18 protein-coding genes are annotated in these 17,717 nt (G+C 71.1%); 13 read left to right on the top strand and 5 right to left on the bottom strand.

The genetic code is table 11. From position 1 onward, the window contains the following. Nucleotides 1–100 precede the first annotated feature (100 nt). Nucleotides 101–1,540 carry an NAD(P)/FAD-dependent oxidoreductase gene (locus AQJ46_RS14255; protein ID WP_059205965.1) on the top strand — a complete coding sequence of 480 codons (1,440 nt, stop codon included), beginning with the start codon at nt 101–103 and terminating at the stop codon, nt 1,538–1,540. Nucleotides 1,541–1,639: 99 nt separating this feature from the next. Here AQJ46_RS14255 and AQJ46_RS14250 read toward each other — a convergent pair whose 3' ends face one another. Further along, nucleotides 1,640–3,073 carry a hypothetical protein gene (locus AQJ46_RS14250; protein WP_059205964.1) on the bottom strand — a complete coding sequence of 478 codons (1,434 nt, stop codon included), beginning with the start codon at nt 3,071–3,073 and terminating at the stop codon, nt 1,640–1,642. 243 nt (nt 3,074–3,316) lie between these two features. Between AQJ46_RS14250 and lipB the strand changes: the two genes are divergently transcribed. From lipB to AQJ46_RS14230, 4 genes are all read left to right on the top strand, one after another. Next, nucleotides 3,317–4,117 (top strand): lipoyl(octanoyl) transferase LipB, encoded by an 801-nt coding sequence (gene lipB, locus AQJ46_RS14245; protein ID WP_057611747.1) that lies wholly within the window; start codon nt 3,317–3,319, stop codon nt 4,115–4,117. Between the two features lie 74 nt (nt 4,118–4,191). Beyond that, on the top strand, nt 4,192–5,157 hold the full coding sequence (gene lipA / locus AQJ46_RS14240; RefSeq protein ID WP_059205963.1) for a lipoyl synthase: 966 nt from the start codon (nt 4,192–4,194) through the stop codon (nt 5,155–5,157). Between the two features lie 289 nt (nt 5,158–5,446). Beyond that, nucleotides 5,447–5,659, top strand: a complete 213-nt coding sequence (locus AQJ46_RS14235; protein WP_059205962.1) for an SCO2195 family GlnR-regulated protein — start codon at nt 5,447–5,449, stop codon at nt 5,657–5,659. A gap of 65 nt (nt 5,660–5,724) precedes the next feature. Continuing rightward, entirely contained in the window at nt 5,725–6,426 is a 702-nt protein-coding gene (locus AQJ46_RS14230; protein ID WP_057611744.1) for a DUF4191 domain-containing protein, read from the top strand. Nucleotides 6,427–6,486: 60 nt separating this feature from the next. On the opposite strand, the gene AQJ46_RS14225 is transcribed toward AQJ46_RS14230, so the two are convergent. Continuing rightward, complete coding sequence (locus AQJ46_RS14225; protein ID WP_059205961.1) at nt 6,487–6,957, bottom strand: RDD family protein; 471 nt, start codon at nt 6,955–6,957, stop codon at nt 6,487–6,489. 200 nt (nt 6,958–7,157) lie between these two features. Between AQJ46_RS14225 and glnA the strand changes: the two genes are divergently transcribed. From glnA to pspAB, 5 genes are all read left to right on the top strand, one after another. Beyond that, nucleotides 7,158–8,567: a type I glutamate--ammonia ligase gene (gene glnA / locus AQJ46_RS14220; protein ID WP_057611742.1), complete on the top strand. Its 1,410-nt coding sequence runs from the start codon at nt 7,158–7,160 to the stop codon at nt 8,565–8,567. A 122-nt stretch (nt 8,568–8,689) separates the two neighbouring features. Beyond that, nucleotides 8,690–8,947 carry an SCO2583/SCO2584 N-terminal domain-containing protein gene (locus AQJ46_RS14215; RefSeq protein WP_057611741.1) on the top strand — a complete coding sequence of 86 codons (258 nt, stop codon included), beginning with the start codon at nt 8,690–8,692 and terminating at the stop codon, nt 8,945–8,947. Nucleotides 8,948–8,972: 25 nt separating this feature from the next. Next, a complete protein-coding gene (locus AQJ46_RS14210; RefSeq protein ID WP_079072262.1) occupies nt 8,973–10,370 on the top strand; it encodes a hypothetical protein in 1,398 nt (465 codons plus the stop codon). A 97-nt stretch (nt 10,371–10,467) separates the two neighbouring features. Further along, complete coding sequence (gene htpX / locus AQJ46_RS14205; RefSeq protein ID WP_059206335.1) at nt 10,468–11,391, top strand: zinc metalloprotease HtpX; 924 nt, start codon at nt 10,468–10,470, stop codon at nt 11,389–11,391. A 2-nt stretch (nt 11,392–11,393) separates the two neighbouring features. Continuing rightward, a complete protein-coding gene (gene pspAB / locus AQJ46_RS14200) occupies nt 11,394–11,978 on the top strand; it encodes a PspA-associated protein PspAB (protein ID WP_059205960.1) in 585 nt (194 codons plus the stop codon). A 4-nt stretch (nt 11,979–11,982) separates the two neighbouring features. Here pspAB and AQJ46_RS14195 read toward each other — a convergent pair whose 3' ends face one another. Beyond that, complete coding sequence (locus AQJ46_RS14195; protein WP_059205959.1) at nt 11,983–12,270, bottom strand: hypothetical protein; 288 nt, start codon at nt 12,268–12,270, stop codon at nt 11,983–11,985. Nucleotides 12,271–12,376: 106 nt separating this feature from the next. On the opposite strand from AQJ46_RS14195, the gene AQJ46_RS14190 reads away from it, so the two are divergent. Next, nucleotides 12,377–14,011, top strand: a complete 1,635-nt coding sequence (locus AQJ46_RS14190) for an alpha/beta fold hydrolase (protein WP_059205958.1) — start codon at nt 12,377–12,379, stop codon at nt 14,009–14,011. Between the two features lie 20 nt (nt 14,012–14,031). Here the strand turns inward: AQJ46_RS14190 and AQJ46_RS14185 are convergent, their stop codons facing one another. After that, entirely contained in the window at nt 14,032–15,372 is a 1,341-nt protein-coding gene (locus AQJ46_RS14185; RefSeq protein WP_059205957.1) for a DUF2252 domain-containing protein, read from the bottom strand. Nucleotides 15,373–15,615: 243 nt separating this feature from the next. On the opposite strand from AQJ46_RS14185, the gene AQJ46_RS14180 reads away from it, so the two are divergent. Beyond that, complete coding sequence (locus AQJ46_RS14180) at nt 15,616–16,815, top strand: winged helix DNA-binding domain-containing protein (protein ID WP_059205956.1); 1,200 nt, start codon at nt 15,616–15,618, stop codon at nt 16,813–16,815. Between the two features lie 41 nt (nt 16,816–16,856). On the opposite strand, the gene AQJ46_RS14175 is transcribed toward AQJ46_RS14180, so the two are convergent. After that, on the bottom strand, nt 16,857–17,171 hold the full coding sequence (locus AQJ46_RS14175; protein WP_059205955.1) for a hypothetical protein: 315 nt from the start codon (nt 17,169–17,171) through the stop codon (nt 16,857–16,859). 165 nt (nt 17,172–17,336) lie between these two features. Between AQJ46_RS14175 and AQJ46_RS14170 the strand changes: the two genes are divergently transcribed. Continuing rightward, entirely contained in the window at nt 17,337–17,699 is a 363-nt protein-coding gene (locus AQJ46_RS14170; RefSeq protein WP_059206334.1) for an arsenate reductase family protein, read from the top strand. Nucleotides 17,700–17,717 lie beyond the last annotated feature (18 nt).

Genomic DNA, 17,717 nt, shown 5'->3' with positions numbered 1-17,717 from the left:
TGACCGGTCATCGCCCTACCCTCGACCCGAACTCGGGTATCCCCGGAGCCTGTTGGGGGCATGACGTCCCCACCGGCCGCGCAACCTCGAGGAGGGGCACGTGCTTGAGCCCGCGTACCAGGCGGACGTCGTGATCGTGGGAGCCGGGGTCGCCGGACTCTCCGCGGCGCATCGGCTGACCAGTCAAGGAGTGACCGTCGCGGTGTTGGAGGCCGCCCCGTGTGTGGGCGGCCGGATGTCGACCGAGAAGGTCGACGGCTTCCGGCTCGACCGGATCGGACAGCTGCTGTCCACGGCGTATCCCGAACTACGGCTCGCGCCCGGGCTCGACGGGCTCGTGCTGCGGCCCTTCGCGCCGGGCGTCCTGCTGCATGGCGACGGACGCCACCACCGTGTGGACGCTCCGGCGGGCGCCCGGAGCGCAAGGGGCGCACTGCATGCGGTGCGCGCCCTGGCGAGCGCCCCTCGGGGGATGCCGGGGCCGAGGTTGGTGACCGCATCCCGGAGGGCCGTATCGCGTAGGGCCACGTTCCGGGTGCTGCCCGGTGCCGGTCAGGGGACCGTGTCCAGGGCCGCCCGCGCCGCCGCGCCGCTCGGCGGTGCCGTCGACCAGGCCCGGCTCGGTGCCGCGCTCACCCGGTTCTCCACCGTGCCCGTCGAACGCCTCCTCGCCCGTCCCGAGCTGCCCGCCGGGCAGTCGCTCGCGGCCCGGGGGCTGCCCGCGCGCACGATCGACGGCTTTCTGCGTCCCCTGCTCGCCGCACTGCTGTGCGACCCCGCGCTGACGACGTCCAGCCGCTGCGCCGACCTCGCGCTGCGGGCCTTCGCGGGTGGGCGGCTGTGTGTGCCCGAGGGCGGCGCGGAGGCCCTTCCGGAGCTGCTCGCGCAGACGCTGCCGACGGGAACCGTGCACACGGGGGTGCGGGTCACGTCCGTCTCGACGACGTCGGTGACCACGGCCGAGCACGGCGAGATCCGGTGCCGGGCGGTGCTGCTGGCGACGGACGCGCAGGCCGCGGCCGAGCTGCTGCCGGGGTTGCGGGTGCCGGACTTCCACCCGGTGACGGTCGTCCACCACACGACGGACGAACCGCCCCGCACGGGTGCCGCGTTGCTGCTCGACGCCGACCGGGGCGGCCCGGTGGCCCACACGGCGGTGATCAGCGAGGTCGACCCGAGCCGGGCCCCTTCCGGCCGGGCCCTGATCTCCTCGACGGTCCTGGGCAGCCCTCCTTCGGACCTGGAGACGGCCGTACGCACCCACCTGGGCCGCCTGTACGGCACGCCGACGCACCGCTGGGAGACCCTCGCGGTCCACCACACCCGGGAGGCGGTCCCGGCCATGCCCGCCCCGCACGACCTGCGCCGCCCGGTACGCCTGCTGGCGGGCCTGTACGTGTGCGGCGACCACCGGGACACCAGCACGATCCAGGGCGCCCTGCACTCGGCCCACAGGGCGGCGACGGCAATCCTGAAAGACCTGGGAGCTGCGGGTTCGATGCACCGCGCAGATCCGACTCCTACAGCTCAGGCAGCGTGAGGATCACCCGCGCCCCTTCAGGGGCGCGGGGAACTGCGCGACAAGCCACGACGGCGCTGCACCCGTCACCGGACCGTCGGAGTTACGGCGAGGCGACCTCTACCCCAGTGCCGCGACCTTGTCGCGATAACTCCGCACCGGCGCCGCATCCTTGTACGGCTCCAACCGCCGCTCGAAGTCCCGCACATACTCCACCGCCCGCACCGACCGCATCTCCGCGGCCTGCCCCGCCGCCTCCGCCGCCAGCGCACAGGCCTGGTCCAGTTCCCCCAGACCGAGTCGCGCGGAGGCAAGGACCACCCGGCAGAACAACCGGCTCCGCGCATACGCGGGCGCACGCAACTGAAGCGAGCGCTCGGCGTGTTGCGCCGCCGCCCGGAACTGCTGCAGATCCCGGTGACAGTGCCCGAACTCGTCCGCCAGCTGCGCCTCGTCGAAGAACCGTGCCCAGTGCGGGACTTCGTCACCGGGACGGGCCGCCTCCAGGGCCCGTTCCGCGCGCACCAGTGACGCCGTGCACGCCCGCACCTCCCCCAGCACCCCGTGCCCCCGCGCCTCGGCCGAGTGCAGCAGCGCCTGCACGACCGGCGGGGCCGTCGTACCGACGCCCTGCTGGGCCACCCGCGCGAGCTGGATCGCCTCCCGCCCGTGCCCCAGATACACGGCCTGACGGCTCATGGTGACCAGCACATACGCCCCGTACGCCCGGTCCCCGGCCGCCTGCGTGAGCCGCAGCGCCTGCACGAAGTACCGCTGTGCGAGACCGTGCGCCGCGATGTCGTACGACGTCCAGCCCGCGAGCCGGGTCAGGTCCGCCGCAGCGGCGAACAGCCTGCGGCCGGTCGTCTCCCCGTAGGTGCCGCGCAGCATCGGCTCGCACTCGTGCTCCAGATAGCGCACCAGGGCCTGCCGGGCGTGGCCGCCGCCGTACTGGTCGTCGAGGGTGCGGAAGAGGTCGCCGACCGAACCGAGCGCGGCGATGTCGCCCCCGGTGACCTTCTGACCGGGCGCGCGCTCGGCCTGGCCGCGCTGCCGTGGCACCACCGGGCGCCCCTGGGGAGGGACCCGGACCGGCTCGCCGCGGGCGACCCTGTCGTCGGGGCGGCCGATCAGCCAGTCACGGCTCGGCACGACCAGTCCGGCGGGTGTGAAGGCGATCTTGCGCAGTTCGGCGTGGCTGCCGGAGTCCTTGCGCCACAGCCCGCTGACGATGTCGACGGCCTCCTCGGGACCCGCGGCGAACTCCAGGCCGGCGTAGACGGGCGCACAGGCGTCGAGGCCCAGGTCCTGCGCGGAGAGCCGGCGGCCGAGACGCCGGGTGAAGACCTCGGCGATGAGGGCGGGCGTGGTGCCCCGGGGCTGTTGCCCGCGCAGCCACCGGGTCACGGACGTCTTGTCGTATCTGAGATCCAGCCCATGTTCGAGACCGAGCTGGTCCACGCGTCGGGCGAGACCCGCGTTGGAGAACCCCGCTTCTGCGATGAGCGCGGCGAGCTGTCGATTGGGAGTGCGCTGCGCGGGTCGTTCCGTCATCTGCGGTGCGGTCTCCTGCCTTTCGGGCTGTCACGTGGCCACGTGGTGCCCGGATTGCCTGTGAGCAGCCCTTATGGCCTGCGCGAACGGCGAATGTAGCGGAGAGTGAGCAGACGATCGCACACTTCGACGTTCGTTCATCCGATCGTGTGAGGATTGGCCCCGGAGCTGACGCCCGCGGGCCGGACGTACAGTGGCGTGGGCACCCTTCGTGCCTTACGACCTTCTAGGGAGGCGCTTGCCGTGAGTGGGTTGCGGTTCGTCCGTATGGGCTTCGGTGCGGACGCGGTCGAGTACCAGGAGGCGTGGGACGAACAGCGCCGGGTGCACGCGGCGCGGTTCGAGGACGAGATCCCCGACACGGTCCTGCTGCTCGAACACCCCCCTGTGTATACGGCGGGCCGGCGCACCGCGGACAACGAACGCCCCCTCGACGGCACCCCGGTCATCGACGTGGACCGCGGCGGCAAGATCACCTGGCACGGTCCGGGCCAGCTGGTGGGCTACCCGATCCAGAAGCTCCCGCGTCCGGTGGACGTGGTGGCGCACGTACGGCGCCTGGAGGAGGCCCTGATCCGCACGTGCGCGGAGTACGGGCTCGAGACGAGCCGGGTCGAGGGCCGCAGTGGCGTATGGGTGCTGGGCGACCCGGTCGAGACGCGTCCGGCGATCGGCGGTCTCTCCCTGGACTTCGACCCCCGGCTCACGGACGAGGAGTTCGACCCGCGCCTGAACGGCCCGGAGTACGCCCCGTCCAACGCCGGCCAGCGGCGCGAGGACCGCAAGATCGCGGCGATCGGCATCCGCGTCGCCAAGGGCGTCACCATGCACGGCTTCTCGTTCAACGTGAACCCGGACAACAAGTGGTTCGACCGGATCATCCCCTGCGGCATCCGCGACGCGGGGGTCGCCTCCCTCGCGGGCGAACTCGGCCGGGACGTGACCATCGGCGAGGTGCTCCCGGTCGTCGAGCGGCACCTGAGGGACGTACTGGAGAACGCGGAACTGAAGCCGAGAGTGATCGAGAAGACACCGGCGGCCTGAACACCGCCGCTGACTTTCAAATCAACGGGCGTACCCTGAACAACGCCGAAGAATCAATCGCTAGGGAGCCGGTCGTGTCCGCAGTCGCACCCGACGGACGCAAGATGCTGCGCCTGGAGGTCCGTAACGCCCAGACCCCCATCGAGCGCAAGCCCGAGTGGATCAAGACCCGGGCGAAAATGGGTCCCGAGTACACCGCTATGCAGAAGCTCGTGAAGAGCGAGGGCCTGCACACGGTCTGCCAGGAAGCCGGCTGTCCCAACATCTACGAGTGCTGGGAGGACCGCGAGGCGACCTTCCTCATCGGCGGCGACCAGTGCACCCGGCGTTGCGACTTCTGCCAGATCGACACCGGCAAGCCCGAGGCGCTGGACCGTGACGAGCCGCGCCGCGTCGGCGAGTCCGTGGTCACCATGGACCTGAACTACGCCACCATCACCGGCGTCGCGCGCGACGACCTGGAGGACGGCGGCGCGTGGCTGTACGCCGAGACGGTCCGGCAGATCCACGAGCAGACCGCGGGCCGTGAGGCCGGCCGCACCAAGGTCGAGCTGCTGGCCCCCGACTTCAACGCCGTGCCGGAGCTGCTGCAGCAGGTCTTCGAGTCCCGCCCCGAGGTCTTCGCGCACAACGTCGAGACGGTCCCCCGGATCTTCAAGCGCATCCGCCCCGGCTTCCGCTACGAGCGCTCGCTGAAGGTCATCACCGAGGCCCGCGACTTCGGCCTGGTGACCAAGTCCAACCTGATCCTCGGCATGGGCGAGACCCGCGAGGAGGTCAGCGAGGCGCTCCGGCAGCTGCACGACGCCGGCTGCGAGCTCGTCACCATCACCCAGTACCTGCGCCCGTCCGTGCGCCACCACCCCGTGGAGCGCTGGGTCAAGCCGCAGGAGTTCGTGGAGCTGAAGGACGAGGCCGAGCAGATCGGCTTCTCCGGTGTGATGTCCGGACCCCTCGTCCGGTCCTCCTACCGGGCGGGCCGGCTCTACCAGATGGCCGTCGAGAAGCGTGGTGCCTACGTCGCTTCGCAGGCCGTCTGAGCACTGCGTGAGCACTGCCTGAGCATTTCCGGATGGCACGGAGTGCCACTCCAAACGTGTGAATCCGAGCACAAGCAACTACCGCTCGGTAGTGGCCGATTGACGCGGTCCCGGACATCCCCGCAGATAGGGGGGTCATCGGGGCCGCGTCCGTGTTTTCGGGCAGCACATCAAGGCTTCATGGGTGTTTGACCGGTCGGTCACGCCCTGGTAACACCATTCAGTGACCCTGGCTGTACAGCCCGTGCACCACTCACCCTTGCCGTCACTCCCGAGGGGGACCCCCATCATGCAGGCCGCGCCGGTTCGCGCCACCGCCATCCCGTCGTTCACCGATGCACTCCGTGCCGTCGAGTCCGTGCTCATGAGCAGCGGTCAGCGGACCGCCCGCCGCAACGCCTGGACGTCCGTCCTGGAGGACCGCCGCCGCGCCAAGGACAGGGTCGAGGCGCAGCGTGTCCTGGAGCAGACGCTCACCGAGACGGTCACCGCCCGCTCCTGAATCCTCCCCTTCGACGGTGGACACTGCCGTCGAAGGCGCCTGCGGGGCCACGTAGACTTCGGGGCATGGCGAGAAGTGACAGTGCGGCGGATGCCGCGAACCCCGGGCGACTGAAGCAGATCGCCCTGACGTACAAGATGACCCGCAAGGCCGACAAGAAGATCGGCCTGGTACTCGCGGGTGTCTTCATCCTCATCCTCGGTGTCTTTCTCGCGATCGGTTTCCTGATCGGACATCCGGTCTACCTCGGCATCCTGGGCTTCCTGCTCGCCTTCCTCGGGACGGCGATCATCTTCGGGCGCCGGGCCGAGCGGGCCGCGTTCGGGCAGATGGAGGGTCAGCCGGGCGCCGCGGCAGCCGTGCTGGACAACATCGGCCGGGGCTGGACGACGACCCCCGCGGTGGCGATGAACCGCAGCCAGGACGTGGTGCACCGGGCCGTCGGCAAGGCCGGCATCGTCCTGGTCGCCGAGGGCAACCCGAACCGGGTCAAGGGCCTGCTGGCCGCCGAGAAGAAGAAGATGAACCGTATCGTCGCGGACGTGCCGGTGCACGACATCCTCGTCGGCACGGGCGAGGGCCAGGTCCCGCTCAAGAAAGTGCGGACCACCATGCTCAAGCTGCCGCGCGTGCTGACCGGCCCCCAGGTGACGGCCACGAACGACCGCTTGCGGGCGCTGGGCGACCTGATGAGCAACATGCCGTTGCCGAAGGGCCCCATGCCCAAGGGCATGAAGCTCCCCAAGGGTGGACCCAAGGCCCGCTGAATCCTCTCGTACGACGATGGGGGCGCCCGGTGTGACACCGGGCGCCCCCATCGTCGTACGTCAGATACGTACTTCCGCGGTCTTCGCCAGCCGGTCGTGCAGGCCCCTGCCGTCGCGGTCCCAGATCAGGGCCGGGAGGGCGAGGCAGAGCAGGACCGTGCGCAGGAGGGCGCGTGCCGGGTTCACGCGGCCGGTGTCGAGGGCGATCACCTTCAGGCCGAAGAGGCGCTTGCCGGGGGTGAAGCCGATGGTGCCGACGGTGAGGACGCCCATCACGAAGAAGACCAGCAGCGCCCAGTTCGAGGTCGCCGGGCCGCCGTAGCTCTGAGTGATCAACCGGGATGCAATCAGGACGCTCATCGCCCAGTCCACGGCGAGTGCGCCCAGCCGCCGTCCGGGGCGGGCGATCGAGCCCGGCCCCTCCTCCGGCAGGCCGAGCTGCTGTCCGCGGTATCCGAAGTCGACACCGGCATCCTCGGCGGCCGCGCGGGGGCCCGAGAGCCACGATCCGATTGCATCCCTCTTGTCCACGCGTCCACGGTACCGCCGGCGTTTCGGGATACGGACAGGTGGGGCGGGGCCCACGATGTCCGGTTAACTTGTGCGAAACAAATGGGTCACGCCCGAGAAACCACCCGTCCCTAGGGTCGTGGACAGCGTGTGCCACCGCACTGGCCGCACGAACGAACTACCACCCCGGTCCAGGAACGGTCGGGAGTAGGAGGAGCTGGATGTTCCAGAACGCCGACGAGGCCAAGAAGTTCATCGCGGACGAGGACGTCAAGTTCGTCGACGTCCGCTTCTGCGACCTGCCGGGCGTCATGCAGCACTTCACGCTGCCCGTCGAGGCGTTCGACCCGGACGAGGAGCTCGCGTTCGACGGCTCGTCGATCCGTGGCTTCCAGGCCATCCACGAGTCCGACATGGCGCTGCGCGCGGACCTGTCGACCGCCCGGGTCGACTCCTTCCGCCGCGACAAGACGCTGAACATCAACTTCTTCATCCACGACCCGATCACCGGCGAGCAGTACAGCCGTGACCCGCGGAACGTGGCGAAGAAGGCCGAGGCCTACCTCGCCTCCACCGGCATCGCCGACACCGCGTACTTCGGCCCCGAGGCCGAGTTCTACGTGTTCGACAGCGTGCGCTTCGCCACCTCGTCGAACGAGTCCTTCTACCACATCGACTCCGAGGCGGGCGCCTGGAACACCGGTGCGCTGGAGGACAACCGCGGTTACAAGGTCCGCTACAAGGGCGGCTACTTCCCGGTCCCGCCGGTCGACCACTTCGCCGACCTGCGTGCCGAGATCTCCCTCGAGCTGGCCAAGTCCGGTCTCCAGGTCGAGCGCCAGCACCACGAGGTGGGCACCGCCGGCCAGGCCGAGATCAACTACAAGTTCAACACGCTGCTCGCCGCGGCCGACGACCTCCAGCTCTTCAAGTACATCGTGAAGAACGTCGCCTGGCGCAACGGCAAGACCGCGACCTTCATGCCGAAGCCGATCTTCGGTGACAACGGCTCGGGCATGCACGTCCACCAGTCGCTGTGGACAGGCGGCCAGCCGCTCTTCTACGACGAGGCCGGTTACGCGGGCCTGTCGGACACCGCCCGCTACTACATCGGCGGCATCCTCAAGCACGCCCCGTCGCTGCTGGCCTTCACCAACCCGACGGTGAACTCCTACCACCGTCTGGTCCCGGGCTTCGAGGCGCCGATCAACCTCGTCTACTCGCAGCGCAACCGCTCCGCGGCCATGCGTATCCCGATCACGGGCTCCAACCCGAAGGCCAAGCGCGTCGAGTTCCGTGCGCCCGACTCCTCCGGCAACCCGTACCTGGCCTTCTCGGCGCTGCTGCTCGCGGGCCTCGACGGCATCAAGAACAAGATCGAGCCGGCCGAGCCGATCGACAAGGACCTGTACGAGCTGGCTCCCGAGGAGCACGCGAACGTCGCCCAGGTCCCGACCTCGCTCCCGGCCGTCCTCGACCGCCTCGAGGCCGACCACGAGTTCCTCCTCCAGGGCGACGTCTTCACGCCGGACCTGATCGAGACGTGGATCGACTTCAAGCGGACGAACGAGATCGCCCCGCTCCAGCTGCGTCCGCACCCGCACGAGTTCGAGCTGTACTTCGACGTGTGATCGGCCCGTAGGCCAGTCCTACGGCGGCTTTACGGCGCCCCCGTTCCCGTTTCCCGGGACGGGGGCGCCGTCGTATCGTTTCCTGCACGGCTGTTCGACAGGAGACGACGGGGGATACGGGGATGTCCGCGCAGGACGAGGACGGCGAGCGGGAGTTCGACATCAAGTGGGCCGACGGGGCCGAGCTCAAGGAGCCCTCTGCCCGGGCCCGGATGCTCGCCGCCCGCTGGAAGGAGAACCCGCCGAAGCCACAGCCGTTCCGTGCCGACCCGGAGCCGAGGGCACCGAGCCGCTCGTCCTGGAGGTCGACGGCCATCGTCCTCGGGACCGTGGCAGTGATCATCCTGGTGCTGGGGTATGCGGACTTCCGTCCGTTCTAGCGCGCTGAGCAGGTAAGGGGCGCACGTGCGCAGCAGTATCTGGAACGGGGCGCAGGCGGCGGTACGCCTCGCGAAGGGGGCCGTACTGCGGGAGGCCATGTTCGACGTGGCCGACCCGGCTGTCTGGATCGCGCTGGACGACGCGGTGCGGCACAGTGTCCGGTCCTCGGCCGACGGCACCTGGCTGCCGGCCTGGCAGACGCCGACCGACGCGCAGCTCGCGCTCGCCCTGTGCCACCGGGACGGGAGGATCCGCGAGCGGGCGCTGGGGAAGGTCGCGGGGCGGCCGGAGTTGTTGCCGTTGGTCGTGATCCGGTGCGCGGACTGGGCCGAACCGGTGCGGGACCGGGCCCGGGCGCGGTGGACCGAGGCGGTCACCGTGGAGACCGCGGTCGCGCTGGCCCCGCTCGCCCTGCGGATCGGCATCCGGTACCGGGGTGACTTCGCCCTCGGCCTGATCGACAAGGTGCTGCGCACGGCGGACCGCGAGGCGCTGCTTCCGCTCCTCACCCATGCCGACCGCACCGTGCGCCGCTTCGCCCACCGGCTCGCCGTCGAGGAGGGCCTCCTCTCCCCCGCCGAGCTGGCCCGCAGCGCCGCCCGGGACGAGGACACGGTCGTCCAGGGCCTCTGCGCGGAGGCCACCCTGGCCGCCCTGGCGGAGGGCGACGCGGACGACGACGTACTCGAACCGCTGCTCGCCGCCCGCAATCCGCGGGCGCGGTCGGCCGGGGTGACCGCGTTGCGGCGGGCCGGGCGCGAGGAGCGGGCGGTCGGATTTCTCGACGACCGGGCCGCGGTGGTGCGGGCCTGTGCGCGGTATGTCGTACGGCGGTCCGGGGGTGATCCGGTGGAGTGGTACCGGCGGCGGTGTGCCGAGGCCGGCGATGCCGCGCTGTCGGCGGGGATGGTGAGCGGGCTCGCGGAGTGCGGGGACCGGAGCGACGCCGAGGTGCTGTGGGCGTTGACCTCGTATCCGGATCCGGTGGTCAGGGCGCGCGCAGTGGGCGGGTTGCGGGCCCTGGACGTGCTGGACGTACGGCGGCTGCGGGCGCTGCTCGACGATCCCGCGCCCGGTGTGGTGCGGGAGGCGACCCTGGCGCTGGTGCCGTCCGCGCGGATGCTGGACGACGGGTGGCTGCTGGAGCGGCTGGCGGTCGAGCGGGCCCGGGAGACGCGGGTCTCCGCGTTCCGGCTGCTCAGCGCGTACGGCGGGCTCGTACGACTGAGGGCCGCCGTCGCGCTGGTCGGCGATCCGGACGACAGGCTGCGGCACTGGGCCCGGCAGTCCGTGCTGCGCTGGCGTCCGACGGCGGAGGTGCCGCCCGGGTCGGCGGAGGTGGGTGAGCTGCTGGACCGGGCAGGTCTGTTCGACGCGTCCAGGTTGCACAGGCTCAAGTGGGAGGCCGGTCTCAAGGCCTGAGCCTTTGCCGGCCCCAGGGCTGATCGCGACCTCTTCATGGGCAGGGCCAGGTGCACACTGGACGGTGGGACGAGTGCCTGACTGCGGGGTGGTGCAGATGCGGAGTCGTTTCCGGAGCGACCGGCGGTTGACCGTGCGGATGACGGTCACCATGTTCCTGCTCGGACTGCTGTACGTGGCCTTCTTCGCCGCGCTGATCGTGTTGCTGAAGTCCTGGCTGCTGGTCGTGGCCCTGATCACTGTGATGTTCGTGGCGCAGTTCTGGTTCTCCGACAAGATCGCGATGTTCGCGATGCGCGGGAAGGTCGTGGGGCGCGAGGAGTATCCCGAGCTGCATGCGGTGGTCGACCGGCTGTGTGCCATCGCCGACATGCCCAAGCCCGTGATCGCCGTGTCCACGATGGACATGCCCAACGCGTTCGCCACCGGCCGGAACCCGGACAACGCCGTGGTGTGTGTGACCACGGGGCTGCTGCGGCGGCTGGACCCCGCCGAGCTGGAGGGGGTGCTCGCGCACGAGCTGTCGCATGTGGCGCACAAGGACGTCGCCGTGATCACCATCGCCTCGTTCCTGGGCGTGATCGCCGGGCTGATCGTGCGGTTCGCCTTCTACAGCCAGCTGTTCGGCGGGCGGAAGGACCAGAACACCGCCGTGATCTTCGCCGCCGTGATGGGTGTCTCGGCGGCCGTGTACGCCCTCAGCTTCCTGCTGATCAGGGCGCTGTCCCGGTACCGGGAGCTGGCGGCGGACCGGGCCGCGGCCCACCTCACCGGCCGGCCCTCGGCACTCGCCTCCGCGCTCACCAAGGTCTCCGGCGAGCTCGCCCGCATCCCCACCAAGGACCTGCGCACCGCCCAGGCCTTCAACGCCTTCTACTTCACTCCCGCCACCGGCAAGGAGCCCGGCATCGAGCGGATCTTCTCGACCCACCCGTCCCTGGAACAGCGGCTGGAGCAACTGGGCCGGATCTCGTCGGAGTTGGGTGAGGCGGCGACGCCCGGGAAAGGTGAGGCGGGCTGAGGATGGGGCTGCTGGACATCCTGCTCGGGCGCACGAAGCCCGTCGCACCCGATCTCGACCAGCTCTTCGCGCTGCCGTCGGCGGCCGTCACGCTGGAGGCGGCCGCCTCCTTCACGCCGACCGGACGCGGGGCGGTGTGCTTCGCCACGGTCGAGGGGGCGGCCTTCGAGCAGACGCACCGGGAGGTCCAGGCCCTGCTGGACGCGGACGCCGACCGGGACGGCCCGCCGGTGGAACTGCGGCGGGACGACTTCGGATACTCCTGGCTGGTCTCCGAGCGCACCCCGGACCAGTTGCCGCAGCTGGTCAACGACCTGCACGCGGTGAACAGTTCGATGGAGGTCAACGGCTTCGGGCCGCAACTGCTGTGCTCGCTCGCCGGGTTCCAGGACAGCGAGGGCCGCTCCCTCGCGCTGGTGTACCTCTACAAGCGCGGCAGCTTCTACCCCTTCGCTCCGCTCTCCGGTGAGGGACAGCGGCGCGACAACCCGTTGGAGTTGCGGGTGAAGGCCGTGCTCACGAACGATCTGCGGATCGAGCAGGACCTGAACCGCTGGTTCCCCTTGTGGGGCGCCCCCGGCCTCTGAGGCCCTAGCCCTTTCTCTCGCGCGACTGCCGACGGGACTCCAGGGGACGCTCGCGGCGGTAACGGCGGTCCCACCTGGCCTGCTTGTCACGGCGGTCGCGGTACGCCCGGTAGTTGCCAGGCCCGGCCCCCGAAGCGCCGCCGGACGAGCCGCCCGGCGAGGACGCCGAGGTACCGCCCCGGCCGTACTGCATGTACACAAAGAGCAGGGCGACGGCGACGAGCCACCAGGTGTGGTTCCCGAAGCCCAGGATGACCAGGACGACGGTCCCGGAAATGACCATGGTGCCCATGACGGGCCTCCGTGTGCGTGGGTGTGGTGTAGAAGAGTAGCCCCGCAGGGGCGGGGTGATGCCTGCCCTGCGCGAAGCTCTTTCCCCGCACTCCGGAGTTGACGGCATGCCCGAGCCCTTCACCCAGGAACACGCCGGTGAGCGCCTGTGCGGCGTCCACGGCGGCGGCGTTGACAGTGGCCCCACCGCTGTCACCGCCGTACTGCTGCACGGGGCCGGCCGCGGCAGCAAGGAGCGACTCCTGCCGCTGCTCGACGAGTTCGTGGCGCACGGCTGCCGCGCGCTCGCCTTCGACTTCTCGGGGCACGGCGAAAGCTCGGGTGAACTCGGCGAGTTGAGTCTGCGCCGCCGGTTCGAGCAGGCGGTCGCCGTGATCGACGCGCACGCCCCGGCGGACGGGCCGCTGGTGCTGGTCGGGTTCAGCATGAGCGGTCAGACGGTGGCGGACCTCGCCCGCCACTACGGCGAGCGGGTGGCGGCGCTGGGGCTGTGCGCGCCCGCCGTGTACGCGGCCGAGGCCTGGGACGTGTCGTTCGGGCACGGTGACGGGAGGTTCAGCGAGATCATCCGGCGCCCGGACAGCTGGCGGCGGTCTCCGGCGCTGGAGACGCTGCGGGCGTACCAGGGACGGGCGGTGCTCGCCGTGCCGGGCACGGACGCGGTGATCCCGCCGGAGGTGACGGAGGCCGTGCAGGAGGCGCTGGCCTTCCGGGCCCAGTTCACGCGCCTCGAACTACCGGAGGCAGATCACCAGTTGGGCCGGTGGCTGTGCGATCACGCGGACGACCGGCGGGAGTTGGTGGCCGCGCTGCTGACCGGGCTGGGCGACCGGGGCTGGACGGCGACACGGGGCTGGGTGGCCAAGCAGCTCCCCGAGGGCCGTTCGATCGTCGACTCGGGTTTTCTGTCGGGGGGTTGGAGCTCCCAGATGCGGCGGCTCACCCTCGACGACGACACCGAGCTGGTCCTGCGGTCGTTCGTGAAGCCGTTCTTCCGGCTCCACGCCCCCGGTCTGCTGGCCCGCGAGGCCTCGGTCCTGGCGCTGCTCGCCGACGCCGACGGTGTTCCGGCCCCCAAGCCTGTCGCCGTCGACGCGACGGCCGAACACTGCGACCATCCCTCGCTGTTGATGTCCCGGCTGCCGGGACGAGTGCGCGTCGACGAAGCGGATCTCGAACGGCGCCTGGACCTGCTGGCGTCCCAACTCGTACGGATTCACCAGGTCGTTCCCGAGGAGCGGCCGCGCACCTACCAGGCGTGGACCCGGCCGGAGAAGGTGCAGGGGGTGCGGGGCCCGCTGTGGGAGCGGGCCGTGGACGTGATCCGCCAGGATCCGCCGCCGTACGAAGGATGCTTCCTGCACCGGGACTTCCACCCCGGGAACGTGCTGTTCGCCGGGGCGGGCGCCGATCTCCGGATCAGCGGGGTGGTCGACTGGGTGGAGACCTCCTGGGGACCCGCCGACCTGGACGTCGCCCACTGCTCGACCGCTCTGGCCCTGCTCCACGGCCCCGAACACGGCCTCGCCTTCCGTCAGCGGTACGAGGCGCACGGCGGACACCGGCTCGCCGACGGGCCGGACCACCTGTACTGGCGGCTCCTCGACGCGCTCGCCTACTGCCCCGACGCGGCGAAGCTCGCCGGACCGTGGCGCGAACTCGGACGCACCGAGCTGACACCGCAGGTACTGGGCGGGCGGCTGGAGGCGTATGTGCGGGGGTTGGTGGAGCGGTACGGGTGAGCGGGTGGGGCGGTCGGGGGTCACTCGCCCGGGGCCGCCGTGACGACGCCTGCCGCGATGGCGGCGGACAGGGCCGCGTGGTCGGTCGTGGTCCGGTCTGCGTAGGTGAGCGCGAAGTCGGCGACCGACTGGTCGAAGGTGTCAGAGGTGCCCAGGTACGCGGCGATGGCGATGCGGTCGCCGGAGCGGGCGTGGGCGCGCGCCAGGGTGGTGCCGCACAGGCGGGCGTAGGCCCTGAGGTCGGCCGGGGGCATGCCGGCGACGTCCGCGGAGACCTTCATGTCACGCAGCCGGCGCCAGTAGAAGGCGCGCCCCTGCGGTCCGCTCATCCAGCCCAGGAAGATGTCGCTCGTTGCCTGGAGCAGCCGCTGGCCCACGACCACACGGCGGCCGGGATGGTCGTACGGGCCATGCGGCAGATACTCCTCCAGTACGGATTCCCGCGCTTCCTTGAGCTGCAGGAACAGCGGGTCGTCGACGTCCCGCCCCTCAAGGAGCACGATGAAGCAGCGCATGCCGACGCTCCCGACGCCGACGACCTTGCGGGCCGCGTCGACGAAGCGGTAGCGGTCCAGGAGCAGCCGGCGCTCCTCGGAGAGCGTGGAGCGGTAGTCGCTGAAGATCTTGCGCAGGCTGGCCATGTCGGACGCGCCGGCCGGCTCGAGGAGCGGCGGGTCGTGGACGATGCGGCGGCGGCCGTCGACGACCTCCGTGAGCTTGCCGAGAGCCTGGATGCTGGTGCGGCGGCGGGCCCGGGTGAGGCTGGACTCCACATGCCCGCGGTGACGGACGGAACGCACGAGCGGCAACAGGCTGTCCGCGTCGGCGCTCGCGTACCAGACCTCCAGCTCGCCCATGCGGGCCAGCCGGCGCATGGCCGTGCGGTACGCGGTGACGGCCTCCCCCGCCGCCCGGTGGGCCTTGGCCTCGCCGTGCCCGTTCTCGCGGGCGGCCACGGCGACGCTCGCGGCGAGCCGTTTGACGTCCCACTCGAAGGGGCCGGGGAAGGTCTCGTCGAAGTCGTTGATGTCGAAGAGGAGAGAGCGTTCCGGGGAGGCGTGCAGGCCGAAGTTGAGCAGGTGGGCGTCGCCGCAGAGCTGCACGGTGAGGCCGGTGTGGGGCTGGGGGGCGAGATCGGCGGCCATCACGGCGGCCGCGCCGCGCAGGAAGGCGAAGGGGGAGGCGGACATCCTGCCGTACCGGATCGGCAGCAGCTCCGGGAGCCGGTCGCGGCCCTGCCGTTCCAGTACGGCGACGGGGTCGGGGCGGTCCACGGACGGTATCCAGAGGGCGTGGGCGGAACGGGGGACGCGTTTGCGGGCGGTGCGGCCGCGCTCCGCGCGGGTGGCGGGGGTGTTCATGGGCCCTGTCTCTGGGTCACGCTCGCCTCCTGGTCGCCGGTGTCCTTCACCTCCTCATCGCAGTGAAGGGCCGGAGGGGGAGGGTGCGCATGCGGGGTACGGCGATCGGGTGACGGTGAGCGCCTTCTGCCGTCTGCGGCGCCGTCGTGGCTGGTCGCGCCCACGCGGCGGTAGCCGCACATCCAATACGGCCCCGCGCCCCTCTGGGGCGCGTTGTCAGTGGCATGCGTCAAGATGGGCCGTATGGCTACGGGTGGCGGGGAGCGGTACATCGGGGTGGGCGAGCGGCGGGCTCGGCTGGCGTTGCGGCAGCAGCTTGCCGGGGCGGCTCGGGTGGGGAGTCCCGAGGAGGTGGCCGGTGCTCTGGTCGCGCTGCACGGGTCCGATCCCGCGACCGTGTATCTGGCGGTCGGCGCGCGGCTCGTGGATCCCTCGGGGACCGTCGCCGAGACCGAGCGGGCGTTGTACGAGGACCGGTCGTTGGTGCGGATGCACGGGATGCGGCACACCGTGTTCGCGTTCCCGACCGAGCTCACCGCGGTCGTGCACGCCTCGACCGGCCTCACGGTCGCCGCGCGGGAGCGGGCCAAGCTCCTCAAGGACATGGCGAAGGCCGGGGCCCCGGACGCGACCTGGCTGAAGGAGGTCGAGGAGGCGACGCTGGCCGCGCTCGCCCGACGCGGCGAGGCGACGGCGACGGAGCTCTCCCAGGACGAGCCGCGGCTGCGGGAGCAGTTCGTGTACGCGGCCGGGAAGAGCTACGAAGGCGTCCACTCCGTCTCGAGCCGCCTGCTCAAGGTGCTCGGCGTGGAGGGCAAGGTGGTCCGCGGCCGGCCGCTCGGCTCCTGGATCTCCACGCAGTTCCGCTGGGCGGTGGCACCCCCGCATCCCGAACTCGACGTGGCCGAGGCCCAGGCCGGGTTGCTGCGGCGCTGGCTCACCGTGTGCGGCCCCGCCACCGAGGCCGACCTGAAGTGGTGGACGGGCTGGAAGGTGAGCGACGTCCGCCGTGCGCTCACGACGATCCGCGCGGTCCGGGTGTCCGTCGACGAGGGCCCGGCCTACGTCGTCGACGGCGACGCCGACCCGGTCGCGGGACCCGTGGAGCCCTGGGCGGCCTTGCTTCCCGGCCTCGATCCGACGGCGATGGGCTGGCAGCAACGGGACTGGTACCTGGCACCGGAGTTGCGGCCCGCCCTGTTCGACCGCAGCGGCAACGTGGGACCGACGGTGTGGTGGAACGGGCGGGTGGCGGGCGGTTGGGGCCAGCGGCCCGACGGGGAGATCGTCTGGCGGTTGCTGGACACGGAGGGCGTGGGGAGCGAGGCCGAGGCGGCCATCGCGGTGGAGGCGGAGCGACTGCGGGGGTGGGTGGGGGCGACACGCGTGACACCGCGTTTCCGGGTGCCGTTGGACAAGGAGTTGGCCGGGGGCACCGGCTGACCGGAACGCCGGGCGCCCAGGAGGGCGCCCGGCGCCACGGCCTACCGTGAGTAGCGCATCAGCGCCCGCACCATGTGGCACGTCGTGTCCGACGGTGGGTGGACGCCGATCATCTCCGCCGTGTCCCGGATCGTCTCGTTGCGGGCCTGGTTCGGCACGTAGACGCCGGAGTCGAGCAGGGCGATCGCGAGCCGCATCGCCTTGAGGCGGCGGTTGTGGGTGACATACCACTCGCGGGGACGGCCCGGCGGCAACGGGCGCTTCTCCACGGGGGTGTACGGCAGGTCGAGCAGCACGGGATGCTTCGCGGTGGACTGGGTCGGGAACGGCTTCTGCTTCAGTGCGGCAGCGGGCACAGGCATCCTCCTGTCGCGGTAAGGGCGGCCACCGGGGGACCCGGCGACGCCCTCGAACACTGGTTTCATTCTACCGTCCGCCACTGACAAAAGCCCCTGGCCACAAGGGCTTTCGGGGGTGCTGTGACGCAGGGGGAAGACGGGTTTTCGCGTACCGTGGACACCATGGAGATCTGGATCAATCCGGCCTGTTCGAAGTGTCGCAGCGCGATCAGCCTGCTCGACGCGGAGGGCGCCGAGTACACCGTCCGCCGCTATCTGGAGGACGTCCCGAGCGAGGACGAGATCCGCGAGGTGCTCGACCGGCTCGGGCTCGAACCGTGGGACATCACCCGCACCCAGGAGGCCGCCGCCAAGGAGCTCGGCCTCAAGGAGTGGGCCAGGGACGACAGTTCGCGCGACCGTTGGATCACCGCGCTCGCCGAACACCCGAAGCTGATCCAGCGGCCCCTCATCACGGCGGACGACGGCTCCGCGGTGGTCGGGCGCACCGAGGACGCCGTACGGGACGCCCTGGCCAGGAAATAGCGGACTGTGACGCAGGTT

This window comes from Streptomyces canus (assembly GCF_001514145.1).
GTDB lineage: Bacteria > Actinomycetota > Actinomycetes > Streptomycetales > Streptomycetaceae > Streptomyces > Streptomyces canus.
The sequence above is the reverse complement of the archived record's forward strand: the minus strand, read 5'-3'. Positions and strand labels throughout refer to the sequence as shown.

Excerpts from the sequence above, each read along its gene's own strand:
- AQJ46_RS14250 (WP_059205964.1), bottom strand. The coding sequence starts at position 3,073 with ATGACGGAACGACCCGCGCAGCGCACTCCCAATCGACAGCTCGCCGCG.
- AQJ46_RS14235 (WP_059205962.1), top strand. The coding sequence starts at position 5,447 with ATGCAGGCCGCGCCGGTTCGCGCCACCGCCATCCCGTCGTTCACCGAT.
- AQJ46_RS14230 (WP_057611744.1), top strand. The coding sequence starts at position 5,725 with ATGGCGAGAAGTGACAGTGCGGCGGATGCCGCGAACCCCGGGCGACTG.
- glnA (WP_057611742.1), top strand. The coding sequence starts at position 7,158 with ATGTTCCAGAACGCCGACGAGGCCAAGAAGTTCATCGCGGACGAGGAC.
- AQJ46_RS14215 (WP_057611741.1), top strand. The coding sequence starts at position 8,690 with ATGTCCGCGCAGGACGAGGACGGCGAGCGGGAGTTCGACATCAAGTGG.
- htpX (WP_059206335.1), top strand. The coding sequence starts at position 10,468 with ATGCGGAGTCGTTTCCGGAGCGACCGGCGGTTGACCGTGCGGATGACG.
- pspAB (WP_059205960.1), top strand. The coding sequence starts at position 11,394 with ATGGGGCTGCTGGACATCCTGCTCGGGCGCACGAAGCCCGTCGCACCC.
- AQJ46_RS14195 (WP_059205959.1), bottom strand. The coding sequence starts at position 12,270 with ATGGGCACCATGGTCATTTCCGGGACCGTCGTCCTGGTCATCCTGGGC.
- AQJ46_RS14190 (WP_059205958.1), top strand. The coding sequence starts at position 12,377 with ATGCCCGAGCCCTTCACCCAGGAACACGCCGGTGAGCGCCTGTGCGGC.
- AQJ46_RS14185 (WP_059205957.1), bottom strand. The coding sequence starts at position 15,372 with ATGAACACCCCCGCCACCCGCGCGGAGCGCGGCCGCACCGCCCGCAAA.
- AQJ46_RS14180 (WP_059205956.1), top strand. The coding sequence starts at position 15,616 with ATGGCTACGGGTGGCGGGGAGCGGTACATCGGGGTGGGCGAGCGGCGG.
- AQJ46_RS14170 (WP_059206334.1), top strand. The coding sequence starts at position 17,337 with ATGGAGATCTGGATCAATCCGGCCTGTTCGAAGTGTCGCAGCGCGATC.